Here is a 17,928-nt window from a genome sequence, read left to right on the forward strand (position 1 = left end):
CGGGCCCCGCCTAACCGGCGCGGGCGGGGCCCCGGCACTCGTCCGGCGCACGGTCGCCGTCCGTGACCGCCGCGCCGCTCGCGTAGTGCACGTACTCGCGCACCAGCCGGAACCCGGCCGTCCAGGCCAGCAGCCGGCTCGGCCGGTCGTGGCGGGAGCAGGTCCAGCTCACCCCGCGCCCCCGGGCCGTGATGTCGCGGCTCAGCGCCAGCACGCAGTGCGGGGCGAGCCGCTGGTGGCGCCGGCCGGGAGCGGTGAACACGGCGATGTCCTCGTAGGCGGCACCCCGGAAGTACGTGCAGGCGAGGGCCAGCAGTCTCTCCTGGCGGAAGGCTCCCCAGGCGTGCCCGGACCGGGCGAGGCCGGAGGGCCCGCCCCAACTCGCGTGGATCCAGGCCGAGTCGGCGGGAAGGGCGGCCAGTGCGGGCGCGTCCGAGGAGGTGAGCGGACGGATCGTCACGGTACGCGGCGGGCGCGGGGGAGCCGCGGGTTGCTGGCGCACATAGACCATCCGCTCGCGCGGCACCACCTGGTCGAAGGCGTCGGCGAGGAACGGCAGGAACGAGGCGGGCGCGTCGATGCGGCGATGGGCCAGCGGTGTGAGGTCCCCCGGTTCGAGGGAGTCCGGGTCGCCGCGCAGCAGCACATGGCGCGCACAGTCCAGGGCGAGCACGCGCGGACGCCCGGCACGGTCGGCCAGGGCGTGCCCGTTCCCGGTGGTCAGTACGTGCTCGGCCAGCGCCGAGGGGCCGGGTTCCGTGGCGTCCAACTGGGCCACAAGTGAGGCGAGTTGGGGTAAGGCGAGTTCGATCACGTCGGGCTCCGTTCCGGTGGCGGGAGGTCGGGCCCCGGGCCCGGCGAGCGGTGCGGCAGGCAGGGGTCCGAGGTGCTGCGCACGGGGGTGCGGTGCGGGCTGTGCGGTGCGGCGCGCTGCGGTTGGGCGGCCGCCTTTGCTTGTGCTTTGCCGTGAGGGATGAGTACCCCGTGCGCGGCGAGGTAAGGGCGCGGCCTCCTCGGGATCCGGTGCGTCACGCCGCGCGGTCCCGCCGGGGAGACGGCCCCGACGGGACCGCGCGGCGCCCTGGCAGGCAAGGAAAGCAGGTCCCGGGCGTCCCCGGCGTCAGCATCGCGTCAGTGTGTGCCCGCTTCCCGTCAGCGTGGCGTCAGGACGCCGGGCGGTCGGGGCGCCCGGGCGTAGCGTCGCCGACGTGCCCCGGCCCGCCTCCCCGTGCCGGGGCCGCCCCACCCACCGCGCGGATCCTCCAGAAGGCATCCATGGCACGGCCCGCCGGTGCGGCGACGACCCCGACCCCGGGGAACGCCGCGCCGGCGGGCCCACGCGGTGGATCGCCCGACAAGGAGCACCTGGCCATGACCACCATGAACCTGCCGGCCGCCGCCCCCGCCCACACCACGGACGACCTTTCCGTGTGGCCGGCCTCCACCTCCCGGCTCGGCCACGGCGGACTCGCGGTGGGCGCCGTCGCGCTCACCGAGATCGCCGAACGCTTCGGCACACCCGCCTATGTGCTGGACGAGGGCGAGGTGCGCGAACGCTGCCGCACCTATCGCAGCGCCTTCCCCGAGGCCGAAGTCCTCTACGCCGCCAAGGCGTTCCTGTGCCGGGCCATCGCCCACTGGGTGCGGGACGAGGGACTCGGCCTCGATGTGTGCTCGGCCGGCGAACTCGAACTCGCCGTCACCGCCGGGTTCCCGGCCGACCGCATCGTGCTGCACGGCAACGCCAAGTCCCCGCACGACATCGAGGCCGCGCTGCGCCTCGGCGTGGGGCGGATCGTCATCGACAGCCCCTCCGAGATCGCCCGGCTGGCGGCGGCGGTCGGACCGGGCGGCCACCAGAAGGTGATGCTCCGGGTGGTGCCCGGCATCAGCGCGGGCGGCCACGACAAGATCCGTACCGGCACCGACGACCAGAAGTTCGGCCTCTCCCTCACCGACGGCCATGCCCAGCACGCCATCGCCCGCATCCTGGGGCAACCGCAGCTCGAACTGACCGGCCTGCACTGCCATTTGGGCTCACAGATCACCACCGTCAAGCCCTATCTGTCGGCGGTGCGCCGCATGGTCGGCCTGATGGCCCGCATCCGCGACACCCACGGCGTGGTGCTGCCCGAGCTGGACATGGGCGGCGGTCACGGCGTCGCCTACCGCCCCGGCGAGGACGCGCTGGACATCACGGCGCTGGCCCGCCGGATGCGTACCGAACTCGTCGAGAGCTGCGCGGCGGCCTCGCTCACGGTGCCCCGGCTGCTCGTCGAGCCGGGCCGCGCCGTGGTGGGGCCGGCCGGTGTCGCGCTGTACCGGGTGCTCGCGGTCAAGCGCACCGGCGACAACCTCTTCGTCGCGGTCGACGGCGGGATGAGCGACAACCCGCGACCCGCCCTGTACGGAGTGCGGTACGCGCCCCGCCTCATCGGGCGGGCGGCGACCGCCGAGCCCCGCAGGGCGACCGTCGTGGGACGGCACTGCGAGGCGGGCGACGTCCTGGCCGCGGCGGTGGACCTGCCGGGCGACATCCACCCCGGGGACCTGCTGGCCGTGCCGGTCGCCGGCGCCTACCAGCTGTCGATGGCGTCCGGCTACAACATGGTGGGACGCCCCCCGGTGGTCGCCGTCGCCGACGGCCACGCCCGGCTCCTGGTGCGCCGCGAGTCGCTCGACGACTTCCGCAGCCGCGACGTCGGGCTGTGAGGCGGGCCCGGTCGCGGCACCGGGTGTGAGGCGGCCGGGCCCGGTTCCGCGTGTGAGGCGGCCGGCCCGGTTCCGGCACCGGGAGTGGGGCGCGCCCCGCCTTCGGCGTCCGACCGTGCGCCGCCCTCACGACGGTCGCTGCGCCACCCGGGAGGCGGGGCGGCGGCCGAGGAGTTCGGCCAGGCCGCGCCGGGTCGCGGCGAGCACCACCCGGTCCTCGGGCCGCAGCACATAGCCGGGCGGCACCTGCCACACCAGGTCGCCGGGAGAGCCCGCACGGCCGCGGCGGGTGGCGCCCAGATCGGGCACCCGCTCGCCCGGCGAGGACGTGTCGAGCGCGAGGACCCGCCAGGCCCCCTCGCGGAACGCCTCCTCGACCGTATGCCCCTCCAGCTGTGGATGTCCCGCGACATCGACGGCCGCGAAGAGCAGCACCTTGCGCTCCACCGGTATGGCGCCCAGGATCTGACGACCCATCATGGCGCTGGCGAAGGCCGGCGCCGCCAGGTGCGAGACGCTGCGGCTGCGCGTGAGGGCCCCCGGGTGCGCGGCACGCAGGGTGCGGTGGACGGCGGTCGCGAAGTCGTCGTCGTACAGGCGCATCACCACGCGCAGATCGGGCTTCACCGAGCGGGCGTACAGCGCGGCTTCGAGGTTGGTGGTGTCCGAGCTGGTCAGCGCGAGCAGCGCGTGCGCCCGGTGGATGCGGGCGGACTCCAGGAGCCCCTCCTGGGTGACGTCGCCGATGACGGTGGGGACCCGAAGGCGCCTGGCGAGGGCTATGCCGCGGGCCTCCGGGTCGGCTTCCACGCACACCACGGGGATGTCGAGTTCGCGCAGCCGCACCAGGACCCGCGCGCCGATCTTGCCCATGCCGAGCAGCACCACATGCCCCGAGAGCCCGCGCGGGGGCCGGGGCAGCGCGGAGGCGTTGCGGAAGGTACCCAGGCCTTCGAGGACGGCGGCCACGAGAATCGGCAGGAGCAGCAACCCCACCAGTCCGGACAGGAGTTGGAGGATCTGCCGCCCCACCGGCTGGCCCTTGGCCGGGTCGTCGATGGCGAAGATGTCGAGCAGCGTCAGATAGGCGGCGTGCAGGGGATCGGCGCCGGTGGTGAGGCAGGTCGCGACGGCGAGTGCGAGCACCGAGGCGACGATCCCGGCCAGCGACCAGCGGAGCCGCCGCGAGAACAGCCTGCCCAGGGGTGCGCTCAGATCGGTGAGGCGGCCCGGCGACTGGGCGGGCCCGGTGTACGTGACGGTCTCCAGGACCACCCGGCCGCGGTTTGCGGCCTCCTCCATCGAGCGCTCGCCCGGCAGCAACCGGGGCCCCTCCGAGCCGCTGCGGTCCGAACCCTCCGCCCCCGCGGGGTCGTTGGTGGTCGACGACAGAAGGGCCAGGGTGCACAGACCGGGGTCGGTGACCTCGCCGGGCCGCGGCGGCGGACGCTGCCCCGCCCGCAGCAGCACCCCGTCGGCGTGCACGACCTTGCTGGTGCCCGCGAGCGCCGTCGCGGCGAGTGCGGGCGCCGCGGTGTCGGCGTCGGACAGGACCGTGGTGGAGGCCTCCGGGGCGCCCGGGTCCGGGCCGGGCGTGGTGAGGGCCGCGGCCTGGTCGAGCAACTCCTGGAGATATTGCCCGAGTTTGCGGTTGTAGAGGCGGATCACGAGCCGCACGCGCGGATTGAGGCGCCGGGCGATGAGGGCGGCCCGGATGTTCGTCTCGTCGTCGCGGTGGACCAGCGCCACGGCCGCGGCCTGACCGATGCCGGCCTCCACGAGCGTCTCGTCGTTGGGTTCCACCGCCTCCACGAGCCGGTTGTCGCCGGCCCCGTCCGGGGCGGTGGCCGGGGTGCGCAGCATCACCGAGGACACCCGGCCGAACAGCGCGGAGGCCCTGGTGCGGCCGCCTGCCGGGAGCCGGGACGCGGGAGTTCCGTCGACCGGTGGAACGACGAGGATCACCCGCTCCCCGTACACCTCGCGCAGTTCACCGGCGAGCCGGTGGGCCAGCGCGCCGTCGCCGCTGACGATCATGTGTCCGACGGGCGGCCTGGGTCTCGACGGAGACGGAAGCGGCTGTTGAGGTAGTGAGGGCACACCCAGACCTTGCCCCATCAGGTGGTGCCGCGTCGACGCCCCGCCGGTCCCGGGGGCACCGGCTCCACAACTGCCTTGTCGCGCCCGGCTGTTGTGAACAGAATGTGCAGCAGCACGGCGGCGAGTGTGCCCGCCACCACGCCACTGCCCGCGACCGTGCGCACCCAGCCGGGGAACCCGTCGTAGAGGGCGGGTGCGAGCAGCGGCAGCAGGCCGATCGCCAACGCCAGGGCCGCGACGAGGGAGTTGGAGCGCTCCCCGAGGTCGGAGCGGGCGAGCATCTCCACGCCCATGACGGCGATGACCGCGTACACGACCAGCGCCGAGCCGCCGACCACCGCGGTGGGCAGCCCGGCCACCAGGCGCGTCAGCGGGGAGAGCAGCCCGGCGACGACCAGCAGGCCACCGGCCGCGGCCGTCACATAGCGGCTGCGCACCCCGGTCAGGCGGCCGATTCCGATGTTCTCGGAACTGGTCACCATCAGGGACGTGCCGAAGAGGGCGCCGACGAGGGACACGAGCGCGTCCGCGCGGGCCACCCTCGGCACATCCCGTCCGGGGTCGGGCGCGCGGCCCGCCGTCTCGCTGTTCAATACGGTCTGGCCGGTGATCTCGGCCAGCGTGGTGAGGCTGAACACCAGGAGCGGCAGGGCCGCGAGCGGATCGAACTGCGGGGCCCCGTAGGGGAAGAGGTCCGGCAGGGCGAAGCCCGAACCGGCGGCCGGGGTGAACGCGCCGAGGCCCGTGGTCACCGCGACGAGCGTGCCCACCGCCATCCCGATGAGGACGGCGGTACGCCGCCACGCCCCGCGCAGCACGAGGTGGGCCAGGATCGTCGCGGCCACGGTCACCGCGGCGAGCAGGACCGCGCGCGGGGCGGCCGTTCCGCCGGGGCCGGTGATGAGCTGGGCGGCGACCTTGACCATGGAGATGCCGATCAGGAGCACGGTCACTCCCATCACGAGCGGCGGGAAGAGCCGTACCACCCGGGCGTACAGCGGCAGGACGGCGAGCAGCAGTGCGGCGGCGAGCAGCACCGAGCCGCTGGCCACCGCGGGGCCGTGGTCGCGGGCGATCTGGAGGAACAGGGCCGCGGCCGCCCCGCCCGGCAGCATCACGAACGGCAGCCGCGCGCCGAACTTCCAGACGCCGAGCGACTGGAGGAGCGAGCCGGCGCCGCACAGCACCAGCACCGCGCTGAGCAGCGAGGCGGTGGTCGGCGGCGGCAGCCGCAGGGCAGCTGCCGTGAGGAAGACGGTGGACACGGGGGCCGCGACCATGGCGAGCACATGCTGAAGGGCGAGCGGCCCGAGTCGCGCCGGAGATATGCGCTCATCGACGGGGGACACGTCACAAGGGGAGCCACTCGCAACGGAGTTCGGGGCTTCCGGAGCGTTCGGGGAACCGGGGGAGGTCATGGGCGGGCCGCCAGCCAGGGCAGCTGCTCGGGGGTGTAGCGGTAGGCGCGGAACACCGCGTTCGGCTCGGCGGGGAAGAGCCGGCGGACCTCGGACTCCTCGTAGCCGCCGAACTGCGGCACCACGAACTCCCAGCACAGATAGCCCTCTTGGGTCACCTCGAAGAGGCGCCCCGCCGGGGAGTCGGTGATGAGCGTGTTGCCGCCCGGCAGCCTCTGGGCCGATCCCATGAACGGCGCGAAGAACGACTCGCGGGCCGGGTCGTGGTACTGCCACACCACCGCGCGGCTCTCGCGCTCGATCTCGATGACGCGCGAGTACGGCACGTCGTGGCCCGGCCGGAAGACGCCGTTGTCGAAGACGAGGATGTTGCCGTTCGCCAGCTCGGTGGGATGGTGCTGCTGGGAGACCGAGCCGGGCTCGGTGCGCCACAGGATCTCGCCGGTGTCCCGGCTGATGACGACCACCGCGGACACGCTGCGCAGGCTGGCCAGGACGTTTCCGTCGGCGAGCGGGGTCACGCTGTTGATCAGCGGCCAGTGCTCACGGGCGTAATCGGGGTGCAGCGGGAACTCGGCGCGGTCGAGGTGGTCGGCGGCCCGCCACGACCACAGCTCGGCGCCGTCGGGTCCGACCTCCTTGATGGTGTCGGCCCACACCGTGTCCCCCGGGGCCTCGGAACCCGCCACCCCGCCGAGGACGGCGGCGGCCCGCTCGCCGCGCAGGGGTTCGAGCGCGGTGTACAGGACGTGCCCGTCGCCGAGGTGGTGGGCGTCGTGGTGCTGGAGGGGGTCTCGGTGCTCGCGCAGGACCGTGCCGTCCGGCGAGGCCTCCAGCATCACGCCGCCCCGGTACTTGTGCCACATCGGGAACAGCGCCTCCTGGCCCGGCAGCACGCCGTTGTACGCCAGGTTCCCGTTGCCGAGGATGCGGGCGTGCCGCCCCGGCCGGTAGGGGAGGTGCCAGGTGTGTACGGCCTGGCCGCGCAGGTCCACCAGATACACCTCGCCGTCCGAGGTGAGCGGGGCGTAGAGCGTGAAGCCCGGGCAGGCCGCGCCCGGGTCGAGTGCGATGAGACCGGTGCCGCGGCGGCGGCGCTGGTTCTGGTCGACGACGGTCGGACGAGCGGTCACGACGACTCTCCTTCAAACTTTCTTTGATGGCTTCAAACAGCTTCGAAGGTAGAGGCGTTGTGTGTCAGCGGTGTGACGGGAGTGCGAAACCTTCCGGGCCCTGCGTAAGGTGATCCCCAGGGAGGGCGGTGCCGATGAACGACGCAGGTGACAAGGGTGCGGGGCCGCGCCTGGGCGAGGCGGTCCGGCGTCGGCGCCGGGGGCTGGAGTTCACGCTCGCGGCCGTCGCGGAACGCAGCGGCCTCTCGGTCCCGTTCCTCAGCCAGATCGAGAACGAGCGGGCCCGCCCCAGCATGCGCTCGCTCCAGCGCATCGCGGACGCCCTGAACACCACCGCGGTGGAACTGCTGGCCGCCGCCGACGCCACCGAGCGGACCGTCGATGTCGTACGGGCCGGCGACGACGCGGGCCTCTCCGCGGATGCCGGGGTGCGCCCGCTGGTGCGCGGCCGGCATCAGATGCATGCCCTGGAGTTCACCGGGGAGCGTGCGGCGGACCGTGAATTCCTGCACCACAACGACGAGTTGATGTACGTGGCCGACGGCGCGGCCGAGGTCGAGGCGGAGGGGCGGGGCTACAGCCTGTCCAAGGGGGACACGCTCTACCTCACCGGCGGGGTGCGCCACCGCTGGCGGGCGACGCTGCCCGGTACGCGGGTCCTCGTCGTCGCCGTCTCCGACCACGTCGAGGGATCGTGAGGGGCGCCGCGGTCGATGGGGGAGAGGCCTTGGCTCTCAACTGCCGCCTTCGGCACGGCTGTTGTAGCGCAGCAGATATTCCGCGAAGCGGTCGAGGTCCTGCGGGGCCCAGTCGGCGAGGCGCTCGTGGAAGGCCTGGCGGCGCAGCTCCGCCGCCTCGGCGAGTTTGGCGGTGCCGGCCGCCGTCAGCTGGAGCAGCTGGATGCGGTGGTCGTCGGGATCGCTGATCCGCTCGATGAAGCCGAGCTTCTCCAGGGCCGCGATCTGCCGGCTGATCGTCGACTTGTCGAGCATGTAGTAGGCCGCCAGATCGGTCGCCCGGCAGCCCTGCTGGTCCTCCAGGTGGGAGAGCAGGGTGAACGAGACGAGCGAGAGCTCCGGGTGCATCCGGGCGGCGGCGGCCCGGGCGCGCCGGGCGAACGCGGTCAGCTCACGCTGGATGGTGACGACCGACTGGTCTCGGCTGAGCACGACTGATCCCCTTTCGTCTCCACGGACCGGTTGCAGAATACAACGTCACGATGGATGCGCGGAACGCCACGCCGGGCGGCCCGCCCGCCTGCCTCGCCTGCCGGTGGAGCCGCCCCTGCGCGAGCGGCTCCGGCTACGCCTCTACGGGAGCGCATCCACGGGCTCCTCGCCCAGGGTGTCGAGCGCCTCGGTCAGCCAGCCGATCCAGAACGTCTCCAGTTCGATGCCGCCGCGCAGCACCAGATGCCGCAGCCGGTCCCGCTCGCTGTCGCGCTCGGGCGGGAAGTCCTTGGTCTCAATACCCTGATACATCGTCAACTTGTCCCGGTGCAGGGCCAGATGACGCTCCAGCTCGTCGCGCAGTCCGCCCGTCCCGACCACCGCCGCCGCCCGCATGCGCAGCAGCAGCGGGTCGCGCATCGGCTTCGGGTCCTGGGCGGCGGCCGCCCACTCGGTGAGCTCCGCACGGCCCGCGGGCAGTACCTCGTACTCCTTCTTCTGGCCCCGCGCCGGCGCCTCGGCCGGCAGCGCCCGGATGAAGCCGGACTGCTCCAGCTTCGCCAGCTCGCGATAGATCTGCTGGTGCGTGGCCGACCAGAAGTAGCCGATCGACTTGTCGAAGCGGCGCGTCAGCTCAAGCCCCGACGAGGGCTTTTCGAGCAGTGCGGTCAAGATCGCGTGGGGCAGGGACATGACCGCATCCTAGGTTCGGGCCGATCCGGGGGCCCGCATCGCCGGGTTCGGGCCGATCCGGGGGGCGGCCCGAACCCGGCGCCCGGCCCCTCAGAGCGTCGCGGCGAGCCGGGTGCCCTGGTCGATGGCGCGCTTGGCGTCCAGTTCGGCGGCCACGTCCGCGCCGCCGATCAGGTGCACGGTCGCGCCGGCCGCGCTCAGCTCCTCGTACAGGCCGCGTCGCGGTTCCTGACCCGTGCACAGCACGACCGTGTCGACGGGGAGCACGGTGGAGGTGCCGTCCACGGTGATGTGCAGGCCCTCGTCGTCGATGCGGTCGTAGCGCACGCCCGGCACCATGGTCACGCCGCGGTGCTTGAGTTCGGTGCGGTGGATCCAGCCGGTCGTCTTGCCGAGCCCGGCGCCGACCTTGGTCGTCTTGCGCTGGAGCAGGTGCACCTGGCGCGGCGGCTTGGGCCGCTCCGCCGCACGCAGCCCGCCGCGCTCGCCGTAGGTGGTGTCGACGCCCCACTGCCGGAAGTACGTCTCGGCGTCCAGGCTCGCCGCGTCCCCGCCGTCGGTGAGGAACTCGGCCACATCGAAACCGATGCCGCCCGCGCCGACGACCGCGACCCGCTCGCCCACCGGGGCCCCGTCGCGCAGGACGTCGAGATAGGTGACCACGCTCGGGTGGTCCGAGCCCGGGATCCCGGGGGCGCGCGGGGTGACGCCGGTCGCGATCACGATCTCGTCCCAGCCGCCCGGGATCAGGTCGGCGGCGCTCACCTCGGTGTTCAACTCCACGTCCACGCCCAGCAGTTCGAGCTGGGTGCGGTAGTAGCGAAGGGTCTCGTCGAACTCCTCCTTGCCGGGCACCCGCTTGGCGATGTTCAGCTGGCCGCCGATCCGGTCGGCCGCGTCGAACAGGGTGACGGCGTGGCCGCGTCCGGCCGCCGACACGGCGAAGGCGAGCCCGGCGGGCCCCGCGCCGACCACGGCCAGGCGCTTGCGCAGCTTGGTGGGGGCCAGGACCAGCTCGGTCTCGTGGCAGGCGCGCGGGTTCACCAGGCAGGAGGTGATCTTCCCGCTGAAGGTGTGGTCGAGGCAGGCCTGGTTGCAGCCGATGCAGGTGTTGATGGTCTCGGGGCGGCCCGCGCCCGCCTTGGCCACGAACTCGGGGTCGGCGAGGAAGGGGCGCGCCATCGACACCATGTCCGCCCGCCCCTCGGCCAGCAACTGCTCCGCCACCTCGGGGGTGTTGATGCGGTTGCTGGTGATCAGCGGGATCGACACCGACCCCATCAGCTTCTTCGTCACCCAGGTGTAGGCGCCCCGGGGCACCGAGGTCGCGATGGTCGGGATGCGCGCCTCGTGCCAGCCGATGCCGGTGTTGATGATGGTCGCCCCGGCCGCCTCGATGGCCTGCGCGAGAGCGGTGACCTCGTCGAAGGTGGAGCCGCCGGGCACGAGGTCCAGCATCGAGAGCCGGTAGATGATGATGAAATCCGGGCCGAGGCGCTCGCGGGTGCGGCGCACGATCTCGACCGGGAAGCGCATCCGGTTCTCGTAGGAGCCGCCCCAGCGGTCGGTGCGCCGATTGGTGGCGCCCGCGATGAACTCGTTGATCAGATAGCCCTCGGAGCCCATGATCTCGACGCCGTCGTAGCCGGCCGACCTGGCGAGGCCCGCCGCCCGGACGAAGTCCTCGACGGTCCGCTCGACCTCGTCGTCGCTCAGGGCGTTCGGCACATACGGGCTGATGGGCGCCTGGAGGGCACTGGGTGCGACCAGGTCCTCGTGGTAGGCGTACCGGCCGAAGTGCAGGATCTGCATCGCGATCCGGCCGCCCTCGCGGTGCACCGCCTCGGTGACCACCCGGTGCTCGGCGGCCTCCGCCTCGGTGGTCAGCCGGGCGCCGCCGGGGTAGGGCCGCCCCGCGTCGTTCGGGGCGATGCCGCCGGTGACCATGAGGCCGACCCCGCCGCGGGCCCGCTCGGCGTAGAACGCGGCCATCCGCTCGAAGCCGTTCTCGGCCTCTTCGAGACCGACGTGCATCGAGCCCATCAGCACCCGGTTGGGCAGCGTGGTGAACCCGAGGTCCAGGGGGCTCAGCAGATGGGGGTACGCGGTCATGGGGGCGCCTCCGGGTGGGATGTCGTCGCCACCCGTTGTAGACCAGCACCCCCCGGTTATGCAACAAGTTGCATAACACTGAGGTGCCGCTCACACCCGAAGAGACCGCACGCAGAGATCCCGCACGGGGCCGCCTTCCGGTGCCCGTGTGCCGCCGCCCCCTCAGACCTTCCGGTACCCGTACGCCTCCTCCGCCGCGGCCCGCACCGCGTCCAGATCCGCCCCGGCCGAGGCGCTGACCACCGCGGCCACCGCACCCTCCACGAAGGGGGCGTCCAACAGCCTTGTCCCGTCCGGGAGTTCGTCGCCCTCGGCGAGCAGCGCCTTCACCGTGAGGACCGCGCTGCCCAGGTCCACCAGGACGGCCACACCCGCGCCGCGGTCCACGGACCCGGCCGCCCGCACGATGAGTTCCTCGCTGGTGCCGAGCCCCCCGTCGGGCAGCCCGCCGGCCGGCGCGACGGGCGCGGTGGCGCCGCCCCCGGCCAGGCCCACGGCCAGCTCCGCGACGGCCGCCGCGACCGCCGCGCTGTGCGACACCAGGACCACCCCGACCAGGGGGGCCTGCCCGCTCACGCGGCGGCCTCGGCCAGTGCGCCGATCAGCAGGGCGGACGAGGTCGCCCCGGGATCCTGGTGGCCCACCGAGCGCTCCCCGAGATAGCTGGCCCGCCCCTTGCGGGCGATCAGCGGCACCGTCGCGAGCGCCCCGCCCCCGGCCGCCTCGGCCGCCGCCGCGAAAGACTCGCCCAGCGCCTCGACGGCGGGCAGCAGCGCGTCCAGCATCGTCTTGTCCCCGGCCGCCGCGCCGCCCAGCTGCGCCACCGCCGTGACCCCGGCGCCGAGCGCCTCGGCCAACTGCTCCCGGCTCACCTCGGCCGCCTCCCCGAGCGCCTTGCCGGTGCGGCGCAGGAGCGTCCCGTACAGCGGCCCCGAGGCGCCGCCGACCGTGGAGATCAACTGCCGCCCGGCGAGGGCGAGTACGGCTCCCGGGGTGTCCGGCGCCTCCTTGTCGAGCACCGCTGTCACGGCCCGGAAGCCGCGCTGCAGATTGGCCCCGTGGTCGGCGTCGCCGATCGCCGAGTCGAGATCGGTCAGCCGGGATGCCTCCCGGTCCACCGCGGCGGCGGTGGCGGACATCCAGCGGCGCATGAACGCGGCGTCGAGCACAGGTCCTCCCTCAGACATCGGTCAGCAACCCCAGCGCAGCGCGGGCGTGTTGACGGGCGCGTCCCACAACCGCAGCAGCTCCTCGTCGGCCTGACACAGCGTCACCGAGCAGCCCGCCATGTCCAGCGAGGTCACATAGTTCCCGACGAGCGTACGGGCGACCGGGACACCGCGCTCGGCCAGCACCCGGTGCACCTCGGCGTTGAATCCGTACAGTTCGAGCAGGGGAGTGGCGCCCATCCCGTTGACCAGGAGCAGCACGGGGCTGCTGGGCCGCAGATCCTCCAGGACGACGTGCACGGCATAGTCCGCGATCTCCCGCGAGGTCATCATCGCCCGCCGCTCACGTCCCGGCTCGCCGTGGATGCCGACTCCCAACTCCAGCTCGCCCGGCGGGAGTTCGAAGGTGGGGCCGCCCTTGGCGGGGGTGGAACAGGCGGTCAGGGCCACGCCGAAGCTGCGCGAACTCCCGTTCACCTGACGGGCGATCGCCTCGACGCGTTCCAGGGGCTGCCCCTCCGCGGCGGCCGCCCCGGCGATCTTCTCGACGAACAGGGTCGCGCCGGTCCCGCGCCGTCCCGCCGTGTACAGGCTGTCGGTCACCGCGACATCGTCGTCGACGAGCACCTTGGCGACGCTTACGCCCTCGTCCTCGGCCAGCTCGGCCGCCATGTCGAAGTTCAGTACGTCCCCGGTGTAGTTCTTGACGACGAAGAGCACCCCGGAGCCGCCGTCCACGGCTGCCGCGGCCCGCACCATCTGGTCCGGCACCGGTGAGGTGAACACCTCGCCCGGGCATGCGGCGGACAGCATCCCGGGCCCCACGAAGCCGGCGTGCAGGGGCTCGTGCCCCGAGCCGCCGCCCGATACGAGGGCCACCTGTCCGGCCACCGGCGCGTCCCGCCGGACGACCACGCGGTTGTCGACGTCGACCGTGAGTGAGGGATGCGCCGCGGCGATGCCGCGCAGCGCGTCCGCCACAACCGTCTCGGGCACGTTGATGAGCATGTTCACCATGACCTCCAGGGCGAGGCGTGCGGAGTGTGACCACTCCAGTATCACGCGACGTCCCCTCCCGGGGCGGGGCCGTTCAGGGGCGCCGGGCCGGGCGGCCCGGCAGGGTCATTCCTTGCCCTCGTAGCGGCGCTCGAAGCGGGCGATCCGCCCCTCCGGGTCCACGGTCCTGGCCCGGCCGGTGTAGAAGGGGTGGCTCTCCGCGGAGATCTCCACGTCGATGACCGGGTAGGTGTTGCCGTCGTCCCAGTCGATGGTCTCCTCGCTCGTCGCGGTCGACCGCGTCAGGAAGGCGAATCCGGCCGCCCGGTCACGGAAGACGACCGGCTGGTACGAGGGCTGCTTGTCGCGCTGCATGGGTGCTCCGGGGGAGAGGGGTTTCGGTCAGCGGTTCTCGCCGGACTGGGTGCCGGAGGGGGCCTCGTATCCGTCGAGGTAGTCGGTGTCGTCCTCGTCGACGATGTGCATGGCCGCCTCCTCCGCGGAGGCCGCGGCGCCGTCGATGCCCACGTCGGTGGCGAGCATCCGGGTCTCGTCGTCGGGGTGGGCGCCCTCGTCGGGGGCCACCAGGCGTCCGGCGCGGGCGCCGCCGACCTCGTTGTCGCGCGGCTCGCCGTCGGTGTCCCAGGTGTCGCCCATGCCGTCGCCTTCGGCCTCCGCGACCTCGGCGACCTCCTCGGACAGGCGCTGCTCCAGGCTGTCGCCGCGCAGCCGCTCGGCGGCCGTCACCCCGGTGCGCTCCACGGCCCACGGGCGCTCCGGCGGCGAGTAGCCGACGTCCAACGGATCCGACGGGCCGTCGTCCAGCGTGTCCTCGGCGCCCAGGATGCCCTCGTCGTCCTGCACCTCGGACCCGTCGGGCTGGTAGACCTCGTCCCCCCACGCCTCACTGTCGACCACGGCTACCTCCTGGGTTGCGGCCGGTGGCTCGCACGCCGCGCGGTCCGATCCGGCAGCCGCTCCCAGTCTTGGCCCGCCCGGAACCCGGGCACCACCGCACGCGAGCCACCCGGGTGATCGCCAGCCGTGTTGAACGTGTTCAATTCGGTGCGCTAGGGTCGCTACGGATCAAGGGGGCGCAATGAAGATAGTGATTCCCGGCGGTACCGGGCAGGTCGGAGCGATCCTGGACCGGGCCCTGACGGCCGCCGGCCACGACGTGGTGATCCTGACCCGGCGGCCGCGTCGCGAGCGCGAGGTGGGCTGGGACGGCGAGACGCCCGGCGCGTGGGGGGACGTCATCGACGGCAGCGACGTCGTCGTCAACCTGGCCGGCCGCAGCGTGAGCTGCCGCTACACCGAGGCCAATCTGCGCGCCATGATGGACTCGCGGGTGCGTTCGGCCCGGGTCGTCGGGGACGCGATCGAGGCCGCCCGGCGCCCGCCGGGGCTCTGGCTCCAGATGAGCACCGCCACTGTCTACGCCCACCGCTTCGACGCGGCCAACGACGAGGCGAACGGGATCGTGGGCGGCGCCGAGCCGGACGTGCCCGGCTACTGGGGGTTCAGCGTCGAGATCGCCCAGGCCTGGGAGGCGGTGCAGGAAGAGGCCCGCACGCCGAAGACCCGCAAGGTCGCGCTGCGGACGGCGATGGTGATGAGCCCGGACCGCGGAGGCGTCTTCGACGTGCTCCAGAGACTGGTCCGGCTCGGTCTCGGCGGGCCGGTCGCGGGCGGCGCCCAGTACGTGTCCTGGATCCACGAACGCGACTTCGTCCGGGCCGTCGAGTTCCTCGTCGCCCGCAAGGACCTGGCCGGCCCGGTGAACCTGGCCGCGCCCGTCCCGCTGCCGCAGCGCGAGTTCATGCGCGCCCTGCGGACGGCCCGGGGCGTTCCGGTGGGCCTTCCCGCGACGAAGTGGATGGCCGAACTCGGCGCGTTCGCCCTGCGCTCGGACACCGAACTGCTCCTCAAGAGCCGCCGCGTCGTGCCGGGGCGGCTCCTGGAATCGGGCTTCACCTTCGCGTACGAGGCGTGGCCGGCGGCCGCGGCCGACCTGGTGCGGCGTGCGCGTGCCGAGCGCGGAGGCTCCAACTAGCCGGTGTGCGAGGCGAGTTGGGTGCGGACGAAGCCGGCGAGCGCGAGCAGCCAGCCGGCCACCGCGATTGCGAGCACGACCGCGCCGAGCGTGTGCAGCGCGCCGATGCCGGTGGCGTCCGAGGTGAACAGGGCGGCCGCCGCCGTCATTCCGACCGGGAAGACCGTCGACCAGCGCCTGATGTCGTAGCGCGGGCGCGGCCGGTACGCCTCGGCGGCGAGCAGCAGCCCGCACGCGGTGAGATTGAGCCCGAGCAGCACCAGCGCGGCCGTCCGCAGCGCCGTGTGCGCGGCGCCCGTCCACAGCGGGCAGAGGGCCAGTTTCGAGGCGGTGACCGCGGAGATGGCCAGGGCGCCTCCGCCGATCCACTGGTCGCCGGCGCCGACCCGTACCTCGCGGACGTCGAACCGCACCAGCGCCTCGCCGTAGAGGACCAGGCCGGCGCCGAACGCGACCAGGGCCGCCCAGCCCAGCCATGCGACGCCGTCCGCCAGGGACAGGGTCGCGGCGAGCACGCCGAGGCCCTGGGTGGCGACGCACACCAGGAACGCCGCGCCCGGCATCCGGCGCTGCCAGTGGCGTACCACCGCGATCAGGAGCACCGGCCAGAGCGCGGCCGCCAGTGCGAGCAGGGCCGCGGCCGCCGACTGCCAGCCGAGGGCCGACAGGCGGGTGCCGAGCACCGTGGTCGCGGCGACGGCGGTGAGCGCGGGCGGGGTGTCCGCCTCGCCCGACCAGCGGTCCCGGTCGCGCGCGAGCCTGGTGAGGAAGTCCCCGGCCAGCAGCAGCCACAGCGCGGCCGCGAGCGCGAGCGCCACCCGCGAGAGCCCCTCGTGGCCGGTCAGATGCAGCCCGACGGAGATGATCGCGGTGGCCATCACGGCGGCGCCGGCCGCCGGGGGCAGCTCTGCCCACCACCGGTTCGCCTGGCCGTCCATGGCCCCATCTCAACGCGGCCGGATCCCGGTCGCCACCGTGGTGGCTTCTCCGAGGAGATGCTTGTATAGTACAACTGATAGCAGTTGTAAAAGCCAACCATTGGATCGCGGCCGTTCCCGGCAGGCGATCCGGTCAGAAGGGTCCTGTCATGTCCGGAGGCCACAAGGCCGGTAGGGTCACCGCGCCGGGCGACGTGCGTACGGCGCCGTCGAACCCCGCGCTGCGACACGTCCTCACGCATCTGATCACCCCGCTCCTGATGTGCCTGGGCATGGGACTCGCCTACCTGGGCGCCTTCGCCACCCCCGAGCCGCACCACCTGCCCGTCGCGGTCGTCGGAGCGGGCCCCGAGGCGAAGGTGTTCGCACAGACCGTGAAGGACGAGGCGGGCGACCAGCTCGACGTCCGCACGCTGCCCGACCGCGCCACCGCCGTCCACCAGCTCAAGGACCGGGACATCTCCGGCGCCTACGTCCTGGACGCCAAGGCCCCCGAACTCGTCGTCGCCTCGGCCGGGTCCGACATGAGCGCCACGGCCGTCGAGAAGGTCTTCACCTCGGCGGCCACCGCCCAGGGCGTCCCCCTCAAGGTCACCGACGTCGTCCCGCCGGTCTCCGGCGACCCGACGGGCTCGGGCATCTTCTTCCTGCTCATCGCCGTGAGCATCGGCTCGTACGCCTCCGTCGCCGTGCTCGGCGCGGCCGGCGCCGGGCTCTCGCTGCGGACCCGGGCGGCACTCGTGGCCGGGGTCTCCTTCGTGGTGTCCCTCATCGGAGCCGCCTTCGCGGGCCCGCTGTTCCACCTCGTCGACCACGGCCTGTGGGGCGTGTGGGCGATGTCCTGGCTGTACTCGGCGGGCATCCTCTTCCTCGGCGCCGGGCTGCACACCTTCCTGAAGCGCTGGACCACGCTCGCCGTGATGGTGCTCTTCGTGATGCTCAACTTCACGAGCTCCGGCGGATTGTTCCGGCCCGAATTGCAGGACGGCTTCTTCGGTGGTCTGCACGCCTTCTGGAACGGCGCCGGCCTCGTCGAAGGCATCCGCGACCTCGTCTACTTCGACGGTCACGGCCTCGCCCGCAACGTAGGCGTGCTCGCCGTCTGGTTGCTCCTCGGCATGGTCGTGATGGCCATCGCGGGTGCGGTCGAACGACGCCGGGCCCCGGTCGGGTCCGTCACCCCTGTCACCCCCGCGTCCCCGGTTGCGGCTCCGGCCGCAGCACCGGCGCAGTCCCCCGAGGAGGCGGAGGAAGAGGCAGAGGAGGAGGAGATCGAGGAGACCGTCGGCGTCTGATCGCTTCCGTTCTAGCCCCGGGCGGTCCGGCTTCGGCCGGGCCGCCCCTCTTCCGGCCCGGCCGCGCGCCCGCATCGGTCGCGGAACGCGCGGGCCGTTGACAGGGTTGGACCGGCACACAGCGCTGGGGAGCGACA

General features: G+C 73.3%; 17 protein-coding genes. 4 read left to right on the top strand and 13 right to left on the bottom strand.

The window, feature by feature from the left end; all coding sequences use genetic code 11:
• Positions 1-10 precede the first annotated feature (10 nt).
• The gene (locus tag CG740_RS01505; RefSeq protein WP_100573023.1) at positions 11-814 is read right to left on the bottom strand and encodes a GNAT family N-acetyltransferase; all 804 of its coding nucleotides are present in this window, start codon (positions 812-814) and stop codon (positions 11-13) included.
• 557 nt (positions 815-1,371) lie between these two features.
• Between CG740_RS01505 and lysA the strand changes: the two genes are divergently transcribed.
• Entirely contained in the window at positions 1,372-2,712 is a 1,341-nt protein-coding gene (gene lysA / locus CG740_RS01510; protein WP_100573024.1) for a diaminopimelate decarboxylase, read from the top strand.
• Between the two features lie 126 nt (positions 2,713-2,838).
• Here the strand turns inward: lysA and CG740_RS01515 are convergent, their stop codons facing one another.
• From CG740_RS01515 to CG740_RS01525, 3 genes are all read right to left on the bottom strand, one after another.
• Positions 2,839-4,830, bottom strand: coding sequence for a potassium channel family protein (locus CG740_RS01515; RefSeq protein WP_389375297.1), 1,992 nt, complete (start codon positions 4,828-4,830; stop codon positions 2,839-2,841).
• Positions 4,830-6,161 (bottom strand): uracil-xanthine permease family protein, encoded by a 1,332-nt coding sequence (locus CG740_RS01520; RefSeq protein ID WP_234375986.1) that lies wholly within the window; start codon positions 6,159-6,161, stop codon positions 4,830-4,832. The genes CG740_RS01515 and CG740_RS01520 overlap by 1 nt, the downstream gene beginning before the upstream one ends.
• A 65-nt stretch (positions 6,162-6,226) precedes the next feature.
• Positions 6,227-7,363, bottom strand: a complete 1,137-nt coding sequence (locus CG740_RS01525; protein ID WP_100573027.1) for an aryl-sulfate sulfotransferase — start codon at positions 7,361-7,363, stop codon at positions 6,227-6,229.
• A gap of 134 nt (positions 7,364-7,497) precedes the next feature.
• Between CG740_RS01525 and CG740_RS01530 the strand changes: the two genes are divergently transcribed.
• Positions 7,498-8,061: a helix-turn-helix domain-containing protein gene (locus tag CG740_RS01530; RefSeq protein WP_100573028.1), complete on the top strand. Its 564-nt coding sequence runs from the start codon at positions 7,498-7,500 to the stop codon at positions 8,059-8,061.
• Positions 8,062-8,097: 36 nt separating this feature from the next.
• Here CG740_RS01530 and CG740_RS01535 read toward each other — a convergent pair whose 3' ends face one another.
• The 8 genes from CG740_RS01535 to CG740_RS01570 all read right to left on the bottom strand — a co-directional run bounded on the left by CG740_RS01535 (position 8,098) and on the right by CG740_RS01570 (position 14,420).
• Positions 8,098-8,532: a MarR family winged helix-turn-helix transcriptional regulator gene (locus CG740_RS01535; RefSeq protein ID WP_100573029.1), complete on the bottom strand. Its 435-nt coding sequence runs from the start codon at positions 8,530-8,532 to the stop codon at positions 8,098-8,100.
• Positions 8,533-8,673: 141 nt separating this feature from the next.
• Positions 8,674-9,225, bottom strand: coding sequence for a PadR family transcriptional regulator (locus tag CG740_RS01540; protein WP_100573030.1), 552 nt, complete (start codon positions 9,223-9,225; stop codon positions 8,674-8,676).
• Between the two features lie 90 nt (positions 9,226-9,315).
• Complete coding sequence (locus tag CG740_RS01545) at positions 9,316-11,337, bottom strand: NADPH-dependent 2,4-dienoyl-CoA reductase (RefSeq protein WP_100573031.1); 2,022 nt, start codon at positions 11,335-11,337, stop codon at positions 9,316-9,318.
• 162 nt (positions 11,338-11,499) lie between these two features.
• Positions 11,500-11,913: a PTS-dependent dihydroxyacetone kinase phosphotransferase subunit DhaM gene (locus tag CG740_RS01550; RefSeq protein WP_100573032.1), complete on the bottom strand. Its 414-nt coding sequence runs from the start codon at positions 11,911-11,913 to the stop codon at positions 11,500-11,502.
• Entirely contained in the window at positions 11,910-12,506 is a 597-nt protein-coding gene (gene dhaL, locus CG740_RS01555; protein ID WP_100573033.1) for a dihydroxyacetone kinase subunit DhaL, read from the bottom strand. Before dhaL ends, CG740_RS01550 begins: the two co-directional genes overlap by 4 nt.
• A 21-nt stretch (positions 12,507-12,527) precedes the next feature.
• Complete coding sequence (gene dhaK, locus CG740_RS01560) at positions 12,528-13,520, bottom strand: dihydroxyacetone kinase subunit DhaK (RefSeq protein ID WP_100573602.1); 993 nt, start codon at positions 13,518-13,520, stop codon at positions 12,528-12,530.
• Between the two features lie 108 nt (positions 13,521-13,628).
• On the bottom strand, positions 13,629-13,877 hold the full coding sequence (locus tag CG740_RS01565) for a type B 50S ribosomal protein L31 (protein WP_100573034.1): 249 nt from the start codon (positions 13,875-13,877) through the stop codon (positions 13,629-13,631).
• Positions 13,878-13,904: 27 nt separating this feature from the next.
• Positions 13,905-14,420: a DUF5709 domain-containing protein gene (locus CG740_RS01570; RefSeq protein WP_100573035.1), complete on the bottom strand. Its 516-nt coding sequence runs from the start codon at positions 14,418-14,420 to the stop codon at positions 13,905-13,907.
• Positions 14,421-14,601: 181 nt separating this feature from the next.
• Between CG740_RS01570 and CG740_RS01575 the strand changes: the two genes are divergently transcribed.
• Positions 14,602-15,558: a TIGR01777 family oxidoreductase gene (locus CG740_RS01575; protein ID WP_100573036.1), complete on the top strand. Its 957-nt coding sequence runs from the start codon at positions 14,602-14,604 to the stop codon at positions 15,556-15,558.
• Here the strand turns inward: CG740_RS01575 and CG740_RS01580 are convergent.
• Positions 15,555-16,496 (bottom strand): tellurite resistance/C4-dicarboxylate transporter family protein, encoded by a 942-nt coding sequence (locus CG740_RS01580; RefSeq protein WP_100573037.1) that lies wholly within the window; start codon positions 16,494-16,496, stop codon positions 15,555-15,557. The genes CG740_RS01575 and CG740_RS01580 overlap by 4 nt on opposite strands.
• 149 nt (positions 16,497-16,645) lie before the next feature.
• Here CG740_RS01580 and CG740_RS01585 point away from each other — a divergent pair, with 149 nt between their 5' ends.
• Complete coding sequence (locus tag CG740_RS01585) at positions 16,646-17,791, top strand: hypothetical protein (protein WP_442802790.1); 1,146 nt, start codon at positions 16,646-16,648, stop codon at positions 17,789-17,791.
• Positions 17,792-17,928: the final 137 nt, after the last annotated feature.

The organism is Streptomyces sp. CB01201 (assembly GCF_002803085.1).
Taxonomy (GTDB): domain Bacteria; phylum Actinomycetota; class Actinomycetes; order Streptomycetales; family Streptomycetaceae; genus Streptomyces; species Streptomyces hundungensis.